Raw genomic sequence first — 21,309 nt, 5'->3', positions numbered from 1 at the left:
TCATTCTATATCATTATTTTTTATAATATTTCTACTGTTTTTAGCTTCATCGCCGGAAGATATTAGATCCATTCCAAAAATTCCATACTTGCAAAGCATACCCTTCAACCTCAGTTTTATGCAATTGATATTAACATCCACCATAACCCAGCAAACCTGTTGAAAAACGTTTAGAATATGCCCCCCTTTGTTGCAACCATCATCCTCAGGTACCTACTTTGATTACAACCGCCAATATCACCATGCAATTCGGCGCCAAGCCGCTCTTTGAAAATGTTTCCGTAAAATTTGGTAACGGTAATCGCTATGGTTTGATTGGCGCCAATGGTTGCGGCAAATCGACATTCATGAAGATTCTAGGCCGAGATCTTGAACCCACTTCCGGTAATGTCGCGGTTGATAGCGGCGAGCGCGTGGGAAAGCTGCGCCAGGATCAATTCGCTTTTGAAGATTGTTTGGTGATTGATACGGTGATGATGGGACACGCGGAATTATGGCACATCAAGCAGGAACGTGACGCCATTTATGCCAACCCGGATGCCACCGAAGAAGAATATATGCATGCTGCCGAGCTTGAGTCGCAATTCGCCGAGCTGGATGGCTATTCGGCGGAGGCGCGCGCCGGAGAACTATTGCTTGGGGTGGGCATTCCCTCTGACCAGCATCAGGGATTGATGAGCGCGATTGCGCCGGGATTCAAGTTGCGCGTATTATTGGCACAGGCGTTATTTTCCAATCCGGATATCTTATTACTGGATGAACCCACCAATAATCTCGATATTAATACGATCCGCTGGCTGGAAGATGTCATCAATACCAGCAAAAACACCATCATCATCATCTCGCATGATCGGCATTTTCTGAACAGCGTGTGCACGCATATGGCTGATCTGGATTACGGTGAGCTACGAATCTATCCCGGCAACTATGATGACTATATGACTGCATCGACCCAGGTGCGCGAGCGCATGTTGGCGAATAATGCCAAGAAAAAAACACAAATTGCCGATTTGCAGTCGTTTGTCAGTCGTTTCTCCGCCAATGCGTCGAAAGCCAGACAGGCAACCAGTCGCGCACGGCAGATTGAGAAAATCAAACTGGAGGATGTCAAGCCATCCAGTCGCCAATATCCTTTTATCCGTTTTGAAGTGGATGACAGGGATAAACTGCATCGTCTGGCCGTTTCCATCAAAGCAATCAGCAAGAGTTTCCCTGGATTGGATAAACCCCTATTCGATTGCTTAAGCCTTGACATCGAAGCTGGCGAAAAAGTCGCCATCATTGGCCCCAACGGCATCGGAAAAACCACGCTGCTACGATGCCTTGCCGGTGATCTGATGCCGGATTCCGGTGAGATCAAATGGCCCGATAAGGCGCGCCGTGGCTATTATGCGCAAGATCATGCGGCTGATTTTGAAGAAGAATTGCCATTGACCGAATGGATGGATCAATGGCGACAAGGTAATGATGACGATCAAACGATACGCGGCACCTTGGGTCGGTTACTATTCTCAGGCGATGACATCAAAAAATCCACCCGTGTGATTTCCGGTGGAGAAAAGGGGCGCATGCTTTTTGGCAAGTTGATTCTGCGAAAACCGAATATTATGCTGATGGATGAGCCGACCAATCATCTGGACATGGAATCCATCGAATCACTGAATAGCGCACTGGAGAAATTTACCGGTACCTTGGTTTTTATTTCACACGACCGTGAATTCGTCTCTTCACTGGCGACGCGGATTCTTGAAATGAAGCCGGATGGCATTAATGACTTCAAAGGTAATTATGAAGATTATCTGAGATCACAGGGGATTGATTAATTTACGATACATTCCAATTTCTCATTGGTTTTCCATATTTGTCTTGTAGATAGCCCTTCGCTTGTGCGCGAAGATCTCAGACGAATTAACCACAAAAAAACTTAATCAAGTGACTATGAAGTGAAAATTTAAGAAATGAAGTTACAGCTAGTGCAAGAAACATAAAAAGAAGAATAAGAATAAACAACATATCACCAGCCCCATGAAATCCAGCAGTGACATTTCTATGAACCTCCCTCCATTGCGGCGGGAAATAATCATCAATTAGGTATTTCCTGAGAATGTTGATGCGGGATGAATACAATAATAAGTAATATAGAAAAAAAATAAAAACAAAAAATGCAAACATTAACAACGGAAAAATGTATAGGGATGCGCTCTGTGACTCATCTTTCGTTGCCATGACTCCGGCAATAAAGAAACCCATAATAGTGATATACCAAGATACGCACTTGTGATGGAATTCTTTGTAATACTTTTCCATATCCTCCACAGATTTACGATCGGCATTCTTTTTATGGTTTTCGAACATAGGCTATTAATTATTTAACCATGATTAAACTTCCAGAGTTCAGTAATCCTTCATAGCACTTGTCAATGCTGATAAAGGCATGCCCATTAAACTTTATCATATCAAACTTCATCAACCCCACAATAAGCACCAATACAATTCGCAACGATCAGTCACTATACTTCCATCACAATATGATATTTCGCGCAATCAATCGAACGGAATTCTAATTTCTGATAAAGCCGTAAGCGCCTTGATTGGCATGCAGAACTCTCAGGCACAGTGGTAAATAGTGTATGTGCGCTCTGATGATCAATCACCTAATCATTTCGGCGCCATGCCTTCACGAACAAGCCCAATTCCTCGTTATCATCCTAGTCACTGAACTCTTCAGAAAAACAGTTCCAGCCGTAAGACTTTGTGAATCATCCTGCTGCGATGATTCCAGTTCATGCATGCATGAGACAAGCAGAATCACGCTTTACTCAAAAAACTACAGTACGATTTGCCGCCGTTATTAGGGAAATTCGAAACGATCAATGATGAAATGTGAATACCTGAATCGCACACACAAAGACAGGAAAAATTCCATTGATGACATACATTATTCGACGCAGGGAGGCCAATTTTTTGGGAACCGCCTGTTCTTACTGAAAAAAGGTGGTCAGCGTTTTGTGGAAGTTTTACTGATCGGATAAAATTTTTGAAGTTGCGCAAAAATCGGCTGTTAGCTTAGTGCAACCACGACGCCATTACTACCCACGCTGCTTCTTGTCGTTCTCAATCAACGCATACGCGGAATGGTTATGAATTGACTCAAAATTCTCCGACTCCACAACATACGCATCAATCCGTTCATCATGATTCAGCACTTCCGCAATATCTCTTACGATATCCTCAACAAACTTTGGATTATCGTATGCCTTCTCGGTCACATATTTTTCATCTGGCCTTTTCAGCAAACCGTAAAGCTCGCATGATGCATTATTCTCAGCAATCTGGATAATATCTTCAATCCACACAAAACTATTAGTACGCACAGAGATGGTGACATGCGAACGTTGATTATGCGCGCCATAATTGGATATCTTCTTGGAGCAAGGGCATAGGCTGGTGACAGGAACGATGACTTTCATGGTAAATAGATATTCACCGTTTTTAATCTCGCCTATGAATGTCACTTCATAATCCAGTAAGCTTTTAACTTGTGAAACAGGCGCCGACTTATTGATGAAATAGGGAAAAGTCATTTCGATATGACCAGAATCCGTCTCCAGCTTTGTAATCATCTCCTGTAAGATGATTTGAAATGACTCTACCGAGATTTCCCGCTCGTGACTATTGAGGATCTCAACAAAGCGAGACATGTGCGTGCCTTTGAAATTATGTGGCAAATTAACATACATGTTAAAAACCGCCACAGTATGTTGCACACCATCATCTTTATCGGCCACAACCACAGGGTGACGGATCGCCTTAATCCCAACTCGATCTATTGCTATGCGCCGGGTGTCCAATGAGCTCTGCACATCGGCGATTGGCATATCTATCTGTTTATTCATATTCCCTCCTGTACGACCAAGTGTTCCTGCTAACAGCAAATCAAGCAACTGATCGATTGTAATGATTATTCAGGCAATACTGCTCGTACTGATTTGATAATGCCGCCGCTGTCTAATCCGCAGTCTGCGAGCATCTGCGCATGATCGCCCTGTTCAATAAAAATATCCGGCAATCCAAGTTGCAGCAATCTGACTTGGATCTGCTGGCTGCTAAGCGATTCTATAACAGCACTGCCAGCACCTCCCATCACGGTATTTTCTTCCACCGTCACCAACAAATCATGACTGGCAGCCAGCGATGCCACAAGATCATCATCCAGCGGTTTAATAAAACGCATATTCACCACTGTGGCATTCAGTTCATCTCCTGCAGCTAAGCAAGGTGTCAACATGCTGCCAAAAGCCAACAAAGCAATTTTTTCCCCTTGACGTCGGATCTCTCCCCGTCCTATAGGCAATGCCTGCATGTCCTTTTGAGCCTGTACACCCGCACCAGTTCCCCTGGGATAGCGAACGGCCGTTGGCGTGTCCAGTTTAAAGGCCGTATACAACATTTGCCTGCATTCATTTTCATCTGCAGGCGCCATCACAGTCAGGTTCGGAATACAGCGCAAATAGGTTAAATCAAAACTGCCCGCATGCGTTGGCCCATCTGCCCCGACCAAACCAGCCCGATCGATGGCAAATATCACAGGCAAGTTCTGGATCGCCACATCATGAATCAATTGATCATAGGCGCGCTGCAGAAAGGTTGAATAAATCGCCACAACTGGTTTTAAGCCATCGCATGCTGCACCTGCCGCGAATGTGACAGCATGTTGCTCAGCTATGCCCACGTCAAAATAGCGTTCGGGATACTCTTGAGAGAAACGGACTAACCCTGAGCCTTCCCGCATTGCTGGCGTCACGCCGATCAAACGAGAATCCTGCGCCGCCATATCACATAACCAATCGCCAAAAATTTGTGTATAGGTGGGTTTGCCATTTGCTTTAGCCACAATCCCTTTTTTCGGATCAAACTTCCCCACACCGTGATACAAAATGGGGTCTTCTTCCGCAACCTTGTAGCCCGCGCCTTTACGAGTTACTACATGCAGAAACTGCGGGCCCTCCAGTTGCTTGATATTTCTCAGGGTAGTAATCAATACATCCAAATCATGGCCATCGATCGGCCCAATATAATTAAACCCGAATTCCTCAAATAAAGTACCCGGTGTTACCATACCTTTGACATGCTCCTCGGCACGCTTGGCCAATTCCAGAACAGTCGGAACAACCCCCAATACTTTCTCACCTGCACGCCGCGCGGTTGCATAAAATCGTCCTGACATCAGCTTGGCCAGATAATTATTAAGCGCTCCTACCGGGCGGGATATTGACATGTCATTGTCATTCAGGATAACCAGTAAATTCGCATCCATCACGCCAGCGTTATTCAGCGCTTCAAATGCCATACCTGCGCTCATGGCACCATCGCCAATAATCGCGATAGCTCGCCGATCAGTCCGATTTAATTGCGCAGCAACCGCCATACCCAACGCAGCACTGATCGAAGTACTCGAATGCGCAGTACCGAATGCATCGTATTCACTTTCATCTCGACGTGGGAAACCAGCCAACCCATCTTGCATGCGTAATTTATTCATGCCATTGCGACGACCCGTCAAAATTTTATGCGCATACGTCTGATGCCCTACATCCCAAACCAATTGATCATGAGGTGTATTAAACACGTAATGTAAGGCAATAGTTAATTCAACCGTACCTAAGTTGGAAGATAGGTGCCCACCCGTTTTTGCGACTGAATCTATCAAGAAACCTCGTAATTCTTTAGCAAACTGCGATAACTTCTTTTGCTCTAATTCGCGTAATTGGAAGGGTAAGTTAATGGTATCTAACAATGGATACATTCAATGCCTGAAAATAGAAAATGTAGAAAAAATTCTTGGAATCAGAATTCACGTTTAATTATAAAATCAGTTACCTGGCGCAATCTTAACGCAGCTTCATTAAAACCATCCAAAGCCTGATAAGCATCCTGCTGCAGTTTTTCAGCCAGCCCACGCGCTTGACTAATGCCCAGAATACTGACATAAGTTGGTTTATTATGCTCAGCATCCTTTCCAGCGGTTTTTCCTAATGTCGCCGTTGTTGCCTCTGTATCCAGCAAATCATCAACCACTTGGAATGCCAGACCGACACATTTAGCAAAATGATCCAACCTAGCCAATTGTTCGCTGCTCAAACAGCTATTGCACCGCGCACCCAACATCACGGCAGCACGAATCAATGCGCCGGTTTTATGGATATGCATAAATTCCAGTTCTGGCAAACTCAGCATCTTACCGACACTATCCAGATCAAATGCCTGTCCTCCAGCCATACCACGAGAACCCGATGCCAACGCCAACTGCGCGATCATCTCCAGTTGCGTCCCAGGCACATCCGCCAGAGGCTTTTCCGCCAACAATTCAAATGCAAGCGTTTGCAGACTATCGCCTGTCAACAACGCAGTGGCTTCATCATATTCGATATGACAGGTGGGTTTTCCTCGACGTAAAATATCGTCATCCATGCAAGGTAAATCATCATGCACCAAAGAATAAGCATGAATCAGCTCCACTGCAGCAGCTACAATCGTTACACGCTCAAAATCAGCGCCGGCAAGCTCGCCCGCCGCAAATGATAATAATGGACGCACCCGCTTTCCACCACCCAGCACCGAATAGCGCATGGCTTTATGCAACCGTTCAGGAACACAATCGGTAGCCGGCAATCTCGCTTCCAAAAATGTTTCGATACGCGCCTGACAGCTACTCGCCCAATTTTGGAAATCAGGACTCATCGCTATCAGATCGAGTAAAGTTTTTTAACTTCCCAGCTTCAAGCACACGCACTTGCTGCTGCGCATTTTGCAATTTATCCTGGCAATATTGCAACAACTCTGCGCCGCGCTGATAAGCTAAAAGTGAAGCTTCCAGTGACATCTGCCCGGCTTCCATAGCCACTACTATTTTTTCAAGTTCAGCCGATGCAGCCTCAAAACTTTCGGGTTGAGATGAAGTGGCATTACTACTACTAGGCTTTTTGGGTACCATAACAAGATTGATATAATTTAGGCGCTTATCTTCCGCGATTACAAAACTAGTAAAAATAACGCAATTAGCACTATTAGGTCAATGCAAATTTTGGGCTTACAACAAATATCACTGTTATAGGTTAACAATAACCAGCTGAGAAACCCAATGAACTGCTAGCATGAAGAATAGCCATTACTTTGTCAAAAACTAAAATTCACCTCTAGAAGCTTGATAAACTCCTGGTTTCGCGCTCGAACAAGAATAACTGACTGATATAAGAGTTCGTTAATCAACTATTCAACGAAGATCCTATAAATTGAGCTGAGTGCGCTTAATATCGCAGCGCAAAGGTGAAAATTAAATGAAAAAAATTGGCATTTGAACGATTGCTGCTCATCAGACACATTTTCGATAGGGAGCAACTAATTCGGCAATACTTGTTAAAACGGAATACGTGAAAATGCCCATATTGATCCATGTGCCTTACTATGGCAAGATACGACGGTATATTGCTTCAACACAGAAATATTTTATCTAATACATTTATTAACTAGAAACTAGGGACGACTTTGAACGAATATATTGATCAAATCTCCGGATATTTTGAAACTGTCCCACTATGGCCTTTTGTATTATTTGGCTTATTGGGGATAGTAGCCATTATGGTAGATATTGTTAACCGTAAGCGCCGCGCTTTGGCCGTCGATAATTTCCGTTATACCTTTGAAAAAGAGTTGGCCGATATGTACCCAGAGCACAAACGGTGGCCAAAAAATATTAACCATTACCTCACATCCCGTTTACCGGAAATGCATCAAAATTTTGAGGTACTCCGCGTTTTCATTCCACAGGATAACTTACGCGAATACAACATAGATTGGAACAATTTCCGTGATTTCTGTCGCGATATTACCGATGAAAAAATTGCCATAGCTGAGCAAAGAGCAACTGAAAACAATCAATCCGCCAAGCAGGAATCCGATCCAAAAGAAATTTTTCAGAAGCTAATTTCAAAACTATTAAAACATACTGAATTATAATAATATTTCCTTAGCCTCCAATCAAAATAGCAAAAAACTGTCATAGTTAATTCTTCACAGCATAATTATCAAAACAACGCTTACTATGTACCATGATTAAACACGATAAACCGGGCAATCCCAGAGTGACGGTGCGACCGGTGGTGACATATCGTGACATGAGTAAGTTTATTGATGTGCCCTGGCACATATACGCTAATGACCCGATGTGGGTGCCGCCATTGCGTTTGGAACGACGCTTTCATTTTTCTCGTTACAACCCTTTTTTTAAACATGGCGAATGGCAAGCCTGGGTAGCATTTCAAGACGATCGACCTGTTGGGCGTATCAGCGCACAAATCGATTCATTACACCAGGAACGCTACGGCACAGACAGCGGTCACTTCGGTTTGATGGAATGTATCGACAATTCGGAAGTATTTGCTGCGTTGATACTTAACGCGGAAGCATGGTTAGCTTCCCGGAAAATTCGGCGTATCAGCGGCCCGTTTAATCTTTCGATAAATCAAGAATGCGGCATATTGGTGGATGGATTCGATACGCCGCCTGTGATCATGATGCCGCACTCAGCACGCTGGTATGACCGTTTACTGGCGGAGCAGGAATATCATCCAGTAAAAGATTTATTGGCTTACCGCGTCAGGGTTGATTTTGAAATACCACGCGTGATGCAGATGTTGATTAATCGATTTTCCTCGAAAATTACAATACGCACAATACAACGCCATAAATTTGATGAAGAAATGGAAGTGCTGCGTGATATCTTCAACGACGCCTGGTCTGAAAACTGGGGGTTTATTCCATTTACGCAAGAAGAATTTGCCGAATTGGGAAGTAGTCTGCGCCTGCTGGTATCAGACGAATTCCTCCAAATTGCCGAGGTCAATGGCAAACCTGCGGCATTTATGGTGGGGTTACCCAATCTTAACGAAGTTTTAGCTAAATTGAACGGAAGCTTGTTTCCGTTCGGCTGGCTCAAGATCATCAAAAGTATTAGAAACCATGAGATTCGTTCAGGCCGTATACCGCTGATGGGCGTACGTAAACAGTTTCACAATACACCCATTGGTCTGGCATTAGCTTGTTTGGTCATCGACGCGCCCCGACAGGCTACTATTGCCCGTGGCATTCAGGAGGTTGAAATGTCATGGATACTGGAAGATAACATGGCAATGCGCAACATTCTCGACACTATTGGTAGTAAGCAGCACAAACGCTATCGTATCTACCAAAAAATATTATGAGTAATGCACCCAATCCGACATCGCAGCAATTTGTCGCGCTGGTTCTAGCCGCTGACCGTACCGGCAAGGACCCTATCACGCAACATACTGGCGCAGCCTGCAAAGCCTTTGCGCCGGTTGATGGCATTCCGATGATTATCCGTGTTCTGGATACGCTGATGGCTTGTGAGCAAATCTCCACCATCATTTTATGCGGCCCACCGGAATCATTACACGTCCATTGCCCGGAATTAAAACAGCGCATCGCTTCAGGGCAAGTAAGCTGGCTCCCCAATCTGGACTCCCCCAGCCGCAGCACTGAGAGTGGCCTGAGTCAAGTACCTAGCGACACACCGGTATTATTAACCACTGCCGACCACGCTCTGCTCACACCCAGCATTGTGCAGAATTTCTTGCAAAGATCACTAGCAGCAAAAAGTGATGCCACAGTCGGCGCAATCAATCAAAACATTATTGCGGCTGCATTCCCAAATTCCAAGCGCACTGTAATTCGTCTACGAGACGGTGGATTTTGTGGCTGCAATCTATTTACTTTCAAACCATCAGGTCGTCCCATAGTCAAATTCTGGCGCAAAGCAGAAGATTTACGTAAATACCCATGGCGCTTAATTGCACAGGTACTGGGATTGAAAACGGTATTGTCTTATTTATTCGGATCCTTAACCTTGCACCAGGCCTTAACAGCCGTATCGGAAAAATCAGGAGTAAGCATACAAGCAATTATGCAGGATGACCCACGCGCAGGAGTAGACGTGGATAAAGTCGAAGACTTAGCGCTAGCTGAATCGATACTCAAAGCAGATTCATGAAATTAATCGAGCGCTACATTGCACGGGAAATAATGCTACCGTTCACGGTAGTCATTCTCATTCTGATCGGATTGTTCGCCAGTTTCAGCAGCGCCAGGCTTCTAGCTGGAGCCGTCACAGAAACATTAGGAATCGCCGGTTTAATTAAACTGGTTTTTTTAAAAACTCTAATCGCATTGGAAGTGCTAATCCCCATTGCTCTCTACATTTCAGTCATTATTGGCTTAGGCAGACTCAACAAAGATCAAGAACTGAATGTTATCCGTTCAGTAGGTATCAGCGGCAATCGTATCGTTCTTGCAGTACTGACCGTTGCTATACCGATTGGTATCATCAGCGGCATGCTGTCATCGTATGTTCGTCCTTGGGCCTACGGAGAAAGTTATGTCCTCGACGCACAAGCCGAGGCGGAACTCAACACTAACCGGTTCCAAGCCGGACGGTTTTATGGTAGCGAAAAAAGTGGCAGAGTCATTTATGTGCGTAATAAAGATGATAGCAATAAACAAATGCAAAATATTTTTCACTACATCAAGAAACCTGATGTCAGTGAAATCGTCATTGCTAAGCAAGCTCGACAGATTAAACCAACAACTGAAGACGATAGACCGCACATTCAGTTATCAGAGGGCGTCATTTACCAATTAACCAACACGGCCAGCACTGATGATGTCATTCAGTTCAGAAAATTGATGTATTTCATCGATAATGATTTTGTTATGAATTACCGGCGCAAAGCAGCCGCGACAAGAACACTGTGGGAGTCCGATCTGCCGCGTGATATCGCAGAGTTACAATGGCGTATCTCACGTCCGCTGGCTACCATACTACTGGCACTGATTGCCTTAACTTTTATTCGCGCCGCTGCTCCACGTCAAGATAAAACGGAGAAAACCTATCTCATTGCTGCTTTGATTTTCGCCGCATACTACAATCTAAGCGGGTTAGCAAAAACCTGGGTTGAACAAGAAACTGTTGGCAGCATACCCGGTGTATGGTGGCTAGAGCTGCTCATGCTTCTTGCGCTTATCCTTTATGCCCTGATTGTTAGACAAAAACAATTATCGCGCCCGGAATAATGATTTATCGATATATCTCAATTCAAGTTTTTATCGGCTTCTTGATTGCCATCGCTGTATTATTGCCGCTTTTCAGTTTCTTTGACTTACTGGAGGAATTAGATGATGTAGGTAGAGGCACTTATCGTATTAGTGATGCATTTCTCTATACCGCTATGCTGTTGCCACGCAGATTTATTCAGATCGCCCCTTTCGTGGCTTTATTAGGCACTGTCTCGGCACTTGGAAAACTAGCGATACATTCAGAATTGATTGCCATGCGAGTTGCTGGACTTTCTCCCTGGCGCATTAGCATCGCACCTTTAAGTATCGGTATTTTACTCTTGCTGGGCGTTGCCATTTTAGAACAATTTGTTGCACCGCAACTACAACAAAAAGCAATTACTTATCGAGCTATTGCACTGGAACAAAGTGCTGAACTCGGCGGAAACCTGGGAATCTGGACCCGCAATGAGAAGAATATTCTGCGCATCGGTCAAATCATCCACAATAAAAAAGCAGCCGATATTGAAATCTTGCAACTGGATCAAGAGGATTTTTTAGCCGCACATATCCAGGCTCAAACCGCAGAGATTGTTGACAATGAAACCTGGGAACTTAGCAATGTTATTGTCAGAACTTTCGAAAACAACCAAATCTCGGCCATTCGTCATAACACTTTAAACTGGGCTTCTTTTGTCAGCCCGGAAGACATCGCCACACTGACCAAACCACCAGAAAGTCTGTCGCCACTTGAGTTGTTCCGGCATGTTGAATTTCTTCGCAGCACCGGCCAGGACGCAGATTCTTACGCACTAGCACTATGGCGGAAAATCGGTAGTGTGCTAATGACCATCGCAATGCTGTTATTATCCATTCCTTTTGTTTTCGGATCGATTCGCAGCGGTTTAAGTAACAAACTAGTATTTGCTTCGTTGATTGGTATTGCAGTTTATTTAATCGATCAAATTATTGCAAATACGGGGCTGATATTGCAATTAAACCCAGCGCTGATTGCATTGGCGCCTGGTTTTACTATGATTATGGTAGCAAATCTATGGCTACGTAAAACTCATTGATCCAAAAACTTTAGTAGAAAACAGCACACCAAGATGCAATCTTAAGACTACACAAATACGAAAAAATGGGACACTTTGCGGTAATAGGTTTGGGTCGGTTTGGTTCAGCGGCATCGCTGGAATTAATGCGCCTTGGTCATTCAGTAATAGGCGTGGATATTAACGCGAAAATTGTGAATCAAATAGCAGATCAATTGACCCTTGCCGCAGTAGCAGACGCAACGGACGAACACGCGCTTAAGGATATGAACATAATAACCTGTGATGCCGCACTGGTAGCAATTGGAGAAAGTCTGGAAGCCAGCATATTGTGTGTACTGCTGCTCAAAAGCATGGACATCAAAGAAATTTGGGTCAAAGCCACTTCAAAACCACACCATACCATACTCTCCAGAATCGGAGTTTCCCGAATCATCCATCCTGAAGAAGAAATAGGCATGAAAGTGGCTCAATCGCTCAGTTACCCTATGGTAAACCAGTACATGCCGATTGGTCATAGTTTATATGTAGTTGAAATTAAAATAACTGAGCAATGTAAGGGCATATCAATTACAGAATTGCTAAGAGGAGTTAAAGACTCTATCGATCCTTTATTCGTGCGGCGAAAAAAAACCATCTTTAAGCTGATTGAACCGAGCTTTATCTTGGAAACAGATGACTCTCTCGTATTAGCAGGATCATTAAATGCGCTTAAAACAATCGCACCAAGGCTAGCTTAATCATGAAACTATGGGACCCCCATGTTTCGCCTTACAAAATATCTGCAGCAAAAAAATACGTATTTAACATTAGTCCTCCAGCTGCTCTATTTTTCGGATTCATTTTGCTCATCGCAATCGGCTCCCTACTACTAAAACTACCATTCGCTACGCATGCTGAAACCAGTTGGTTACAGTCTATATTTACTGCAACTTCAGCAGTGACAGTTACGGGTTTGGTAGTTCTCGATACAGGCACCCATTTTACGTTATTTGGCCAAATCGTCATTGCACTGCTGATTCAAGTAGGAGGACTGAGCTTCATGACTTTTGCAATTGTTGCGGTATTAAGTTTAGGTACAAAACTTGGAATTGGCCAACAAATGATTGCGCAAGAAGCATTTAATCAAACCAGTCTGGAAAAAGTTGCTCACACTGCGAAATATGTATTGATTTACTCTTTGTTAATCGAATTAGTCGGGTTTATATTGCTAGCTGTAATTTGGATAGATGACTTGGGACTAGGCAAAGCTGCCTACCATGCATTTTTTTATACAATCTCAGCATTTAATAATGCTGGCTTTGCGCTAAATAGTAATAGTCTTATGCTTTATTTTGACAATTTATCGGTCAACTTAGTAATCACCGCACTTTTTATTATTGGCGGCATTGGTTTTCTGGTATTGATAGATATCAAAACACAAAAGAAGTGGCATAAGCTAAGCGTGAATAGCAAAATTGTATTAATCAGCACATTAATTATAAATTTCTCTGGATTTGTACTTATCTGGATTCTCGAAGCTCAAAACCCAGCAACATTAGGCCATTTGTCTATCACCGATCAAGCAATAGCCTCTTGGTTTCAGGCGGTAACACCTCGGACAGCAGGTTTTAATACCCTAGCTATCGAAGACTTGACTAATGCCACAACAACACTGATGATCTTGTTAATGTTTATCGGCGGGGGCTCATTAAGCACCGCCAGTGGACTTAAAATAGGTACATTTGTGGTCTTAATAATGGCCACTTATACCTTCCTGCGTCGTAGAGATGAGGTGGTTATATTGCAACGTACTATACCGCAACGACAGGTCATGAAAGCGTTAGCACTAGCAATTGTATCTATTATCATAATATTTATTGGAATTTTTATATTGACTGCAATTGAAAAAGCACCGTTTATTGACATTGCTTTCGAGGCAGTATCCGCACTCAGCACTGTAGGTTTATCCAGAGGACTAACCGCTCAGTTGAGCCTGGGAGGGCAGATATTGATTATATTTATGATGATCGTTGGTCGTGTAGGACCACTAACTTTCGCGTATTTTCTAGCCACTCCGAAGAAAAAACATATTAAATATGCCAATGCAGATATACAGGTAGGCTAATTCTATTGATCAAGAATAATTTTTGATCCGTTGGCGACCAAAAAACATTTAGCTGAAAGATACTTATAAACATACAACCCAATAACTATTACACCACACCATATGCCGATTTCAACCTATATTCATATTTTCGGTGACAATCAAATAACCATTTGGGGATTAACAGGGCGCGAACGTTTGCAACGCATGCTGAAAGCACACGAACAAGTCACTCTTGTCGATGATGTCGAGAAAATCCCCATGCATGCCAATGCATTATTCCTGAATGCCAACTTCCTGTTTGATGCACGCGTGCTTTCGGCATTGCTCGGACTGGATAAGAGAATCGCTTTATACAGTGAAGAAGGCTGCCCGGCTGCGATACGCACCGATGGTAACCAGGCATCGCGGTTACTTAAAAATCTTAACAATAACAAAAGTCAAAATTATAAATTCGTGTTGCTGACCATGCCACGAATTGATTTAAATGATTTGAAAATTGACTTTCAACAGAATCTAAAAAAGAAAGACCCACCGTACATACTGTCTATCAGCGAGGAGAATCGCTCATTACTGGAAAAAGAACTATTCTCCGGATCATACAAAGGTGTCACCGATCTCGTTACTAAATGGATTTGGCCATTACCGGCATACTGGACTACACATTTTTGCGTGCGCCGGGGCTGGCAACCTAATCACGTAACGTATCTCAGCATCGTACTTGCCATTCTAACCGGGCTGGCATTCTGGGCGGGGTTCTTCGGCATTGGATTGTTGATGGGATGGCTCATGACTTTCCTCGATACAGTCGATGGAAAATTGGCACGGGTCACAGTCACTTCAAGCCGTATTGGAGACGTCCTGGATCACGGCCTGGATATTGTCCATCCACCGTTATGGTACCTGGCATGGGGAGCGGGATTAGCGGGGACACAAACAGCTATTCCCGGTCTGGAAATTTTCATGGCACTGATGTTTCTAGGTTATATCGGCGGACGATTGTGCGAAGGCACCTTTCAACTATGGTTAGCGCCGTTTGATATGTTTATCTGGCAAAAACTGGATTCATTTAATCGCTTGATTACAGCCCGACGCAACCCCAATCTACTCTTTCTTAGCTATGGTTGGTGGGTTGATCGTCCGGATATCGGATTGTACCTGGTCGTGTTCTGGCACTTGATTTCGACCGTGTTTCTCGCATGGCGCGTGCTAATAGCTTGGCGAACCAAAAATGCAGAAGGAACACTGAAATCCTGGTTACAGGATGTCGATCCAACACGTGACCGGGAAATACTCGCTGTCAGAATTTTTACGCGCGCCCCGATTGATCTCAGGAAACCGTTCCCGCTATCCTGAAATTTAACGACTTACAACAACACTTGATGACTTTACAATCGCGGATTGATCGCATAACAGCCGGAACAGCCAAGGTCGGTTGCCTACTTAACCCTATGGGCGGTCAAGTACGTAAACACAGCCTAGCCATCCGGCAAGCATTGGAGACAATACCAAGTATTCTCATATATGAAGCCAGCGATGCTCCCGGTTTTAAAACTGCGATTAATCAGTTCATCCGAGTAAAAATAGACTTGCTGATCATCGTTGCAGGAGACGGCACCACACACGCTATTTTCGGTCATCTATTCACGTCACTGCCACCTGAACAATGGCCACTCATCATGATTGTTCCTGGCGGAACCACCAACATGACACCGCTGGATCTTGGAGTCCGTGGTAAACCGGAAAAAATCATCCGGCAATTGCATGACTATCTGCTCGAACCAACCGTGCCCAAACTGGTACAACGCCCGGTGTTGCGTATCGAGCAAACAGGAACAAACCCCATTTACGGCATGTTCTTTGCCGCTGGACTGGTCGCACGCGGCGTCAAATTTTCGCGCAGCTCGGTAAAGCAAATCGGAATCACCGGTAGCATTTTTACCTTCCTGATTATGCTACGATCCCTTGTCGGCATCATTACCGGAATGATACTAGGCCGCCAGCAAAAGGAGTGGATGCCTGTCAAAATGACAATGACGGAAGCAAATGGTCGGATTCACCAGGGCACCTATTTATTTGCACTCGTCAGTGCATTGGACTGTCTGTTGCTCAATATCCGTCCCTATTGGGGCGAAGAATCAGAACCACTCCATGCAACATGGGTTGATCAGCAATCCAAGCGCTTGTGGCGATCATTGTGGCCGCTACTTTCGGGTGGAGGGAAGGTGCTACAGGAAAAAGATGGCTACTATAGCCATAACACCTCCGCTTTGACTGTACACATGAATGATGAATACATTGTGGACGGCGAATTGTATCAATCAATCAATACACAGAATCCCCTGCGAATTACCGCAACTAATCCCATTACATTTTTAGTACTCAAGGACACCGCTAGCACCATGATCTCTTCTACACCACTGTCCACCCAACAACTACCCATTCGGCTGATTAACGAAGTTTCTTGGGAAAACAACAAGGAAACATCACCTGATCTTGTACCTTTGATAGATTCCCTTACGATGCGTTTCGGTAAATCACTGGATGCCGTAATGCTTTATGGATCCTGCCTGCATTCCGCTGTCAGTCTGGACGAAGGTATTGTCGATTTGTATGTCATCGTTAACAGCTACTACCAAGCTTATCCCGAGCGATATTTAGCCAATTTAAACACTTGGCTGGCACCCAATGTTTTTTATCTCGAAGTACCGTATCAAGAACGCACATTACGCGCCAAATACGCCGTTATTTCAACCAAGGATTTCGAACGTGGCGCGCAATTCTGGTTTCATCCGTATATCTGGGCGCGCTTCGCGCAGCCATCGAGAATGCTGTATTTTCGTGATGATGCCGTACGGGAACGTCTCTATGTAGCACAAGCCCATGCTGTGATTAATTTCCTGAAATCAGGTGTCGTAACGATCGACGCTGGCATCATTAATGTTGAAGAAATTTGGACTCGCTGCCTGATGCTCACCTATGCAGCTGAATTACGTGCTGAGCGGGAGACACGCGCACGCCATCTGGCCCAAACTAACCTGGATGCATTTACCCGTCTGACCGATGTCGCGAGCCCCATGCTGGAAGGAATATTAGAAAAACAAGACAATGGGAAATATCGCTGTCTAACCACACCAGAAATGCAGCAACGGGCGTTATGGCATTGGCGTTGGCGTCGCTGGCAGGGAAGAATCCTTTCCATCCTGCGCTTATCCAAAGCTACACTAACATTTAGTAATAGCGTAGATTATGCCGCATGGAAAATTGAACGGCATACCGGTGTGCGCGTGGAAGTCACGCCGAAATTACGCCGCCATCCTATTCTGTGGGGCTTAAAGGTAGCCTGGCAGTTATTAAGACGCGGCGTGGTACGCTAGAAAGATTAATCACCCGCTGCGCTGTATATACTCACAAACTGGACTTTCTTAGGGAGATATTTATGAATCATTTAAATCGCTTATTCTTACTTCCGGTTCTCTTGCTGCTGACCGCTTGCACCACGATGTATCTCGAAGGCTTGGAAAAAGTCGGCATTCCCAAACGGGACGTCATGGTCTATCGAGTTGAGAAAGCGCGTGACACGCAAGAGGAAACCAAGGAGCAGTTCAAGTCCGCCTTAGAACAATTCACCGCCGCCACCAACTTTCAAGGCGGCGATCTCGAAGCCACTTATAACAAGCTGAATGATGCCTATGAAGACAGCGTGAGCAAAGCCGAGGAAGTTAACAGTCGCATTGCTGATATTGAAAGCGTTTCTGAAGCATTATTTACCGAATGGAAACAAGAAATCACGCAATACAGCAATGCATCAATGAAACAAAGCAGCCAAAAAAAACTCGACACCACGCAAGCGCATTACCACCAATTAATTGCCTCGATGAAACAAGCCGAGGCCAAGATTGAACCAATCCTGCGCGTTTTCCAGGATCAAGTCATGTTCCTCAAGCATAATTTGAATGCACGCGCGATTGCCTCACTCAAGAATGAACTGGGCACGATTAAGTCTGATGTATCCGCACTCATTGCTTCGATGGAACGATCGATCAATGAAGCCAACGCGTTTATCAGCACGATGGAAAAATAAATCATCTCAGGAAACTTCGGAATAGCTCATCAGGTACTGTTCCGACACTCCCAGCAATCAGGAAACACCAGTGGCTTTAAAACCAACCATTTATAAATTCAAGATTGCACTAACGGATCTCAATCGCAATTACTACGACACGCTCAACCTGACCATCGCCCAGCACCCATCCGAAACACTTGAACGTATGATGGCGCGCATGCTCGCATTTTGCATTAATGCCCAGGAGTCGCTCGCGCTTACTAAAGGATTAAGCACCGCGGAAGAACCTGATCTATGGGCACATACTCCGGATGGCCGAATTGCATTGTGGATCGACATCGGCGAGCCTGCCCCGGATCGAATCAAAAAAGCTACGCGGCTCGCTCAGACTGTCAAAGTATACAGTTTTAACTCCAAATCGAATGTGTGGTGGACACAAGAACAAGCCAAATTTAATGCATTGACGGCAGCTATTTTCCAGTTTCAATGGCACAACATCCAAACCCTGGCAAAACTAGCGCAACGAACAATGGATATCTCTGTCACGATTTTCGAGGAATCTGCTTATATAGCTACAGAATCGGGTGAATGTGAAGTGGACTGGGTATCGTTAAGCGTTAATTGATTCTTTAATGCGACTCAACTCTTGAGATTGAATTATCCTTCAATTCCCAATATCTGAGTTAGATCAGCTTCAGAAATGCCGCCCTGGCTTGTCAGTCACTTCATATTTTCAAGATACTCTTTGAGTACCACAGCATGATTATGCTCCGTATCCTTCGCACCGTATACGAGTGTAACCACCACATTATGGCGCACGTGCCCGACAAGTTGCTCAACCGCCTCCGTGTTATGACAAAGTTCCAGAAAATAACGATCTCGAAATTCGATCCATTTCAATGGATCGTGACTAAACCACTTGCGAAGAGGAGTGCTTGGCGCCACTTCCTTAAGCCATAAATCAATATGTGCCAAGTACTTGGAAACTCCTCGCGGCCAAAGCCGATCCACAAGGATTCGAAATCCATCGCTTGGCGCGAATGGTTCGTATGCTCGTTTAAGCAGGATAGTCACTAGTTTACCAAAGTAAATTGGTAGCAAGAAAAATGATCGAATTGAGTAAACTAACATTTGTTTTGATTAAAGCCTACTCAATCAATACAAACCGTCTCCGCTATATGCCAAAACATAGAATTAGCCGAAAAACCAAACCAGTCTCTGGATTCTTCATGGTGCGCACCAATCACCCTACCTGTGGCTTGTTTATCCGGATACAACAACATCGTGAGTGAACGGGATTTGTGATGAGCGCAATCGAATTCATACAAAGTTTTAACTGCATGATGCCCTCCTTTTTGCTTCTCATCGTAGCTGGAAAGTACCCAAACTTTTCTGAACCGATCATTTTTCTGTATTGTTTCAGGTTCAAAATAATGGGTTTCTCCTTGTTTGGCAGTCATATCCAACTTAATCCACTTGGCTTGTGCAGGCATGGCAATAAATAGCAGGAATAGCAGGAATAGTACCGATAAATATTTCTTCATCATTAATTGCTATGATTTGCTCGTTTGATCTGTCTTTTCATTCTACAGAGTGTCTAAGCTATGGATAACTCGGATAGGTTCCGCCTTTCTGCAACAAAACCATAAATGTAAGGCATTTTGCCATTAAACAGTTTCAACTGCTGGGGTTTTCAACTATTCTTAGCATCCATATATCTTGCAATACTGAGTTTTTTATCCACAGGTTATTGAAAAATAACACGATAATACGTCGGTTGCAGATTTATTGATGGTTGGGATGAACCTGTATTTTGTAATGATATTTTGCAGCGTATGAACGCCGCAGGATTTTCTTGTACTAAAACAATCATCCAATGAATACAAGCAGCGATAGATTTATAAATAGCCTTAATCTGGAGTTACATATAATGGAAGAATTGAATCAAGCCTGGATCATGTTAAAGCTTGGTGGATTTATTATCATTCCGCTGGTTTTACTGGGTGTTATTGCGGTGGCGATTATGCTTGAAAAGGCATTTATCTATTGGCGCTATGCGCGTCTTTCCAGCGACTTGCTCAATCTGGTGGAAACCTATGGCTTCAAATGGAACGATCTGGAAAAAATACTTTCCGGACTGGACAGCCGTCACTATTACAAGCGTTTCTTTGAAGTGGTAATTTCCAACCGACATCAACCCGCTTGGTGGACGGAATCCCGTGCTGCCGATGAGGCGCAAATTATTGAGGAATCGCTGGCACGTCGATTATGGGCGCTGGAAACCATTGTCACCGCCGCACCGCTGCTTGGATTGGTGGGTACCGTGATCGGCATGATGCGCGCCTTCCAGGTGATCGGCAGTGAAGGCTTGGTTAATCCCACGGCGGTCACCGGTGGAGTTGCCGAAGCACTCATTGCTACCGTAGTAGGGTTGGCAATTGCACTGGTAGCTTTGTTTGGATTCAATTACTTTTCCCGTCTGCAATCACTAACAATGGATGAAATGGAACGCCTGGGTACGCGACTGATCGACAACATCCGTCGGGATCAACAGGACTATCACGATGAAACTACGTAAATCCCGCGTCATTCCGAAAGGAAAAATCGAAATCATTCCGATGATCGATGTGATGTTTTTCTTGCTGGCGACATTTATGCTGGCTTCTTTATCGATGCAAAATTTGGATTCATTACAGGTCGATTTGCCCGAAGGACAAGCAGAAAAGCTCAGCGCGGAAAAACCGGTTACATTGACATTAACTAAAGACAGTAAAATCTATATCAATCAGACAGCAGTCACGTTGGACACGCTGGCAAGCACACTCAAACCGCTACTCGCCGATTCCAAGCAAAAATTGATCGTATCCGCGGATAACGAAGCGCCTCAAGGTATCGTCGTGCAAGCCATGCTGCGCGCTCGATCCGCCGGAGCCCAGCATTTTCTGATTGCAGTTAAACATAAATAACACGTT

Annotated in this window: 20 protein-coding genes; 14 read left to right on the top strand and 6 right to left on the bottom strand. The window is 44.3% G+C overall.

The annotated features are described in order from the left end of the window. The first annotated feature begins 218 nt into the window (after positions 1 to 218). The gene (locus QZV86_RS03315; protein WP_295624011.1) at positions 219 to 1,823 is read left to right on the top strand and encodes an ABC-F family ATPase; all 1,605 of its coding nucleotides are present in this window, start codon (positions 219 to 221) and stop codon (positions 1,821 to 1,823) included. A gap of 1,266 nt (positions 1,824 to 3,089) precedes the next feature. Here QZV86_RS03315 and folE2 read toward each other — a convergent pair. The 4 genes from folE2 to QZV86_RS03295 form a co-directional block, all read right to left on the bottom strand. Continuing rightward, the gene (folE2, locus tag QZV86_RS03310) at positions 3,090 to 3,896 is read right to left on the bottom strand and encodes a GTP cyclohydrolase FolE2 (RefSeq protein ID WP_295624009.1); all 807 of its coding nucleotides are present in this window, start codon (positions 3,894 to 3,896) and stop codon (positions 3,090 to 3,092) included. A gap of 65 nt (positions 3,897 to 3,961) precedes the next feature. Next, complete coding sequence (dxs, locus tag QZV86_RS03305) at positions 3,962 to 5,806, bottom strand: 1-deoxy-D-xylulose-5-phosphate synthase (protein ID WP_295624008.1); 1,845 nt, start codon at positions 5,804 to 5,806, stop codon at positions 3,962 to 3,964. Positions 5,807 to 5,847: 41 nt separating this feature from the next. Further along, positions 5,848 to 6,741, bottom strand: a complete 894-nt coding sequence (locus QZV86_RS03300; protein ID WP_295624006.1) for a polyprenyl synthetase family protein — start codon at positions 6,739 to 6,741, stop codon at positions 5,848 to 5,850. Next, entirely contained in the window at positions 6,731 to 6,994 is a 264-nt protein-coding gene (locus QZV86_RS03295; protein ID WP_295624004.1) for an exodeoxyribonuclease VII small subunit, read from the bottom strand. The genes QZV86_RS03300 and QZV86_RS03295 overlap by 11 nt, the downstream gene beginning before the upstream one ends. 551 nt (positions 6,995 to 7,545) lie before the next feature. Here QZV86_RS03295 and QZV86_RS03290 point away from each other — a divergent pair. The 11 genes from QZV86_RS03290 (at position 7,546) to QZV86_RS03240 (ending at position 18,962) form a co-directional block, all read left to right on the top strand. Next, positions 7,546 to 8,016, top strand: coding sequence for a hypothetical protein (locus QZV86_RS03290; RefSeq protein WP_295624002.1), 471 nt, complete (start codon positions 7,546 to 7,548; stop codon positions 8,014 to 8,016). A gap of 92 nt (positions 8,017 to 8,108) precedes the next feature. After that, positions 8,109 to 9,260, top strand: a complete 1,152-nt coding sequence (locus QZV86_RS03285) for an N-acetyltransferase (RefSeq protein ID WP_295623999.1) — start codon at positions 8,109 to 8,111, stop codon at positions 9,258 to 9,260. Beyond that, positions 9,257 to 10,069: a nucleotidyltransferase family protein gene (locus QZV86_RS03280; RefSeq protein WP_295623997.1), complete on the top strand. Its 813-nt coding sequence runs from the start codon at positions 9,257 to 9,259 to the stop codon at positions 10,067 to 10,069. Before QZV86_RS03285 ends, QZV86_RS03280 begins: the two co-directional genes overlap by 4 nt. Continuing rightward, the gene (lptF, locus tag QZV86_RS03275) at positions 10,066 to 11,148 is read left to right on the top strand and encodes an LPS export ABC transporter permease LptF (protein WP_295623995.1); all 1,083 of its coding nucleotides are present in this window, start codon (positions 10,066 to 10,068) and stop codon (positions 11,146 to 11,148) included. The genes QZV86_RS03280 and lptF overlap by 4 nt, the downstream gene beginning before the upstream one ends. Further along, complete coding sequence (gene lptG / locus QZV86_RS03270; RefSeq protein ID WP_295623992.1) at positions 11,148 to 12,206, top strand: LPS export ABC transporter permease LptG; 1,059 nt, start codon at positions 11,148 to 11,150, stop codon at positions 12,204 to 12,206. Before lptF ends, lptG begins: the two co-directional genes overlap by 1 nt. 65 nt (positions 12,207 to 12,271) lie before the next feature. Further along, positions 12,272 to 12,925 carry a TrkA family potassium uptake protein gene (locus QZV86_RS03265; protein ID WP_295623990.1) on the top strand — a complete coding sequence of 218 codons (654 nt, stop codon included), beginning with the start codon at positions 12,272 to 12,274 and terminating at the stop codon, positions 12,923 to 12,925. Positions 12,926 to 12,927: 2 nt separating this feature from the next. Then, the gene (locus QZV86_RS03260; protein ID WP_295623988.1) at positions 12,928 to 14,292 is read left to right on the top strand and encodes a TrkH family potassium uptake protein; all 1,365 of its coding nucleotides are present in this window, start codon (positions 12,928 to 12,930) and stop codon (positions 14,290 to 14,292) included. A 102-nt stretch (positions 14,293 to 14,394) separates the two neighbouring features. Beyond that, positions 14,395 to 15,627, top strand: a complete 1,233-nt coding sequence (locus QZV86_RS03255; protein WP_295623986.1) for a CDP-alcohol phosphatidyltransferase family protein — start codon at positions 14,395 to 14,397, stop codon at positions 15,625 to 15,627. A gap of 26 nt (positions 15,628 to 15,653) precedes the next feature. Then, positions 15,654 to 17,648 carry a diacylglycerol kinase family protein gene (locus QZV86_RS03250; protein ID WP_295624041.1) on the top strand — a complete coding sequence of 665 codons (1,995 nt, stop codon included), beginning with the start codon at positions 15,654 to 15,656 and terminating at the stop codon, positions 17,646 to 17,648. Positions 17,649 to 17,710: 62 nt separating this feature from the next. Further along, entirely contained in the window at positions 17,711 to 18,355 is a 645-nt protein-coding gene (locus tag QZV86_RS03245; protein WP_295623984.1) for a DUF2959 domain-containing protein, read from the top strand. A 70-nt stretch (positions 18,356 to 18,425) separates the two neighbouring features. Next, positions 18,426 to 18,962, top strand: a complete 537-nt coding sequence (locus QZV86_RS03240) for a YaeQ family protein (protein ID WP_295623982.1) — start codon at positions 18,426 to 18,428, stop codon at positions 18,960 to 18,962. A 95-nt stretch (positions 18,963 to 19,057) separates the two neighbouring features. Here the strand turns inward: QZV86_RS03240 and QZV86_RS03235 are convergent, their stop codons facing one another. Next, complete coding sequence (locus QZV86_RS03235) at positions 19,058 to 19,411, bottom strand: DUF488 domain-containing protein (protein ID WP_295623980.1); 354 nt, start codon at positions 19,409 to 19,411, stop codon at positions 19,058 to 19,060. 77 nt (positions 19,412 to 19,488) lie between these two features. Further along, a complete protein-coding gene (locus tag QZV86_RS03230) occupies positions 19,489 to 19,884 on the bottom strand; it encodes a surface-adhesin E family protein (RefSeq protein WP_295623978.1) in 396 nt (131 codons plus the stop codon). Between the two features lie 383 nt (positions 19,885 to 20,267). On the opposite strand from QZV86_RS03230, the gene QZV86_RS03225 reads away from it, so the two are divergent. Together QZV86_RS03225 and QZV86_RS03220 are read left to right on the top strand one after the other, a co-directional pair. Next, positions 20,268 to 20,915 (top strand): MotA/TolQ/ExbB proton channel family protein, encoded by a 648-nt coding sequence (locus QZV86_RS03225; RefSeq protein WP_295623975.1) that lies wholly within the window; start codon positions 20,268 to 20,270, stop codon positions 20,913 to 20,915. Beyond that, complete coding sequence (locus QZV86_RS03220) at positions 20,902 to 21,303, top strand: biopolymer transporter ExbD (RefSeq protein WP_295623973.1); 402 nt, start codon at positions 20,902 to 20,904, stop codon at positions 21,301 to 21,303. The genes QZV86_RS03225 and QZV86_RS03220 overlap by 14 nt, the downstream gene beginning before the upstream one ends. The last annotated feature ends 6 nt before the right edge of the window (positions 21,304 to 21,309 follow it).

The sequence above is a fragment of the uncultured Nitrosomonas sp. genome, from assembly GCF_902826915.1.
GTDB lineage: Bacteria > Pseudomonadota > Gammaproteobacteria > Burkholderiales > Nitrosomonadaceae > Nitrosomonas.
The sequence above is the reverse complement of the archived record's forward strand: the minus strand, read 5'-3'. Positions and strand labels throughout refer to the sequence as shown.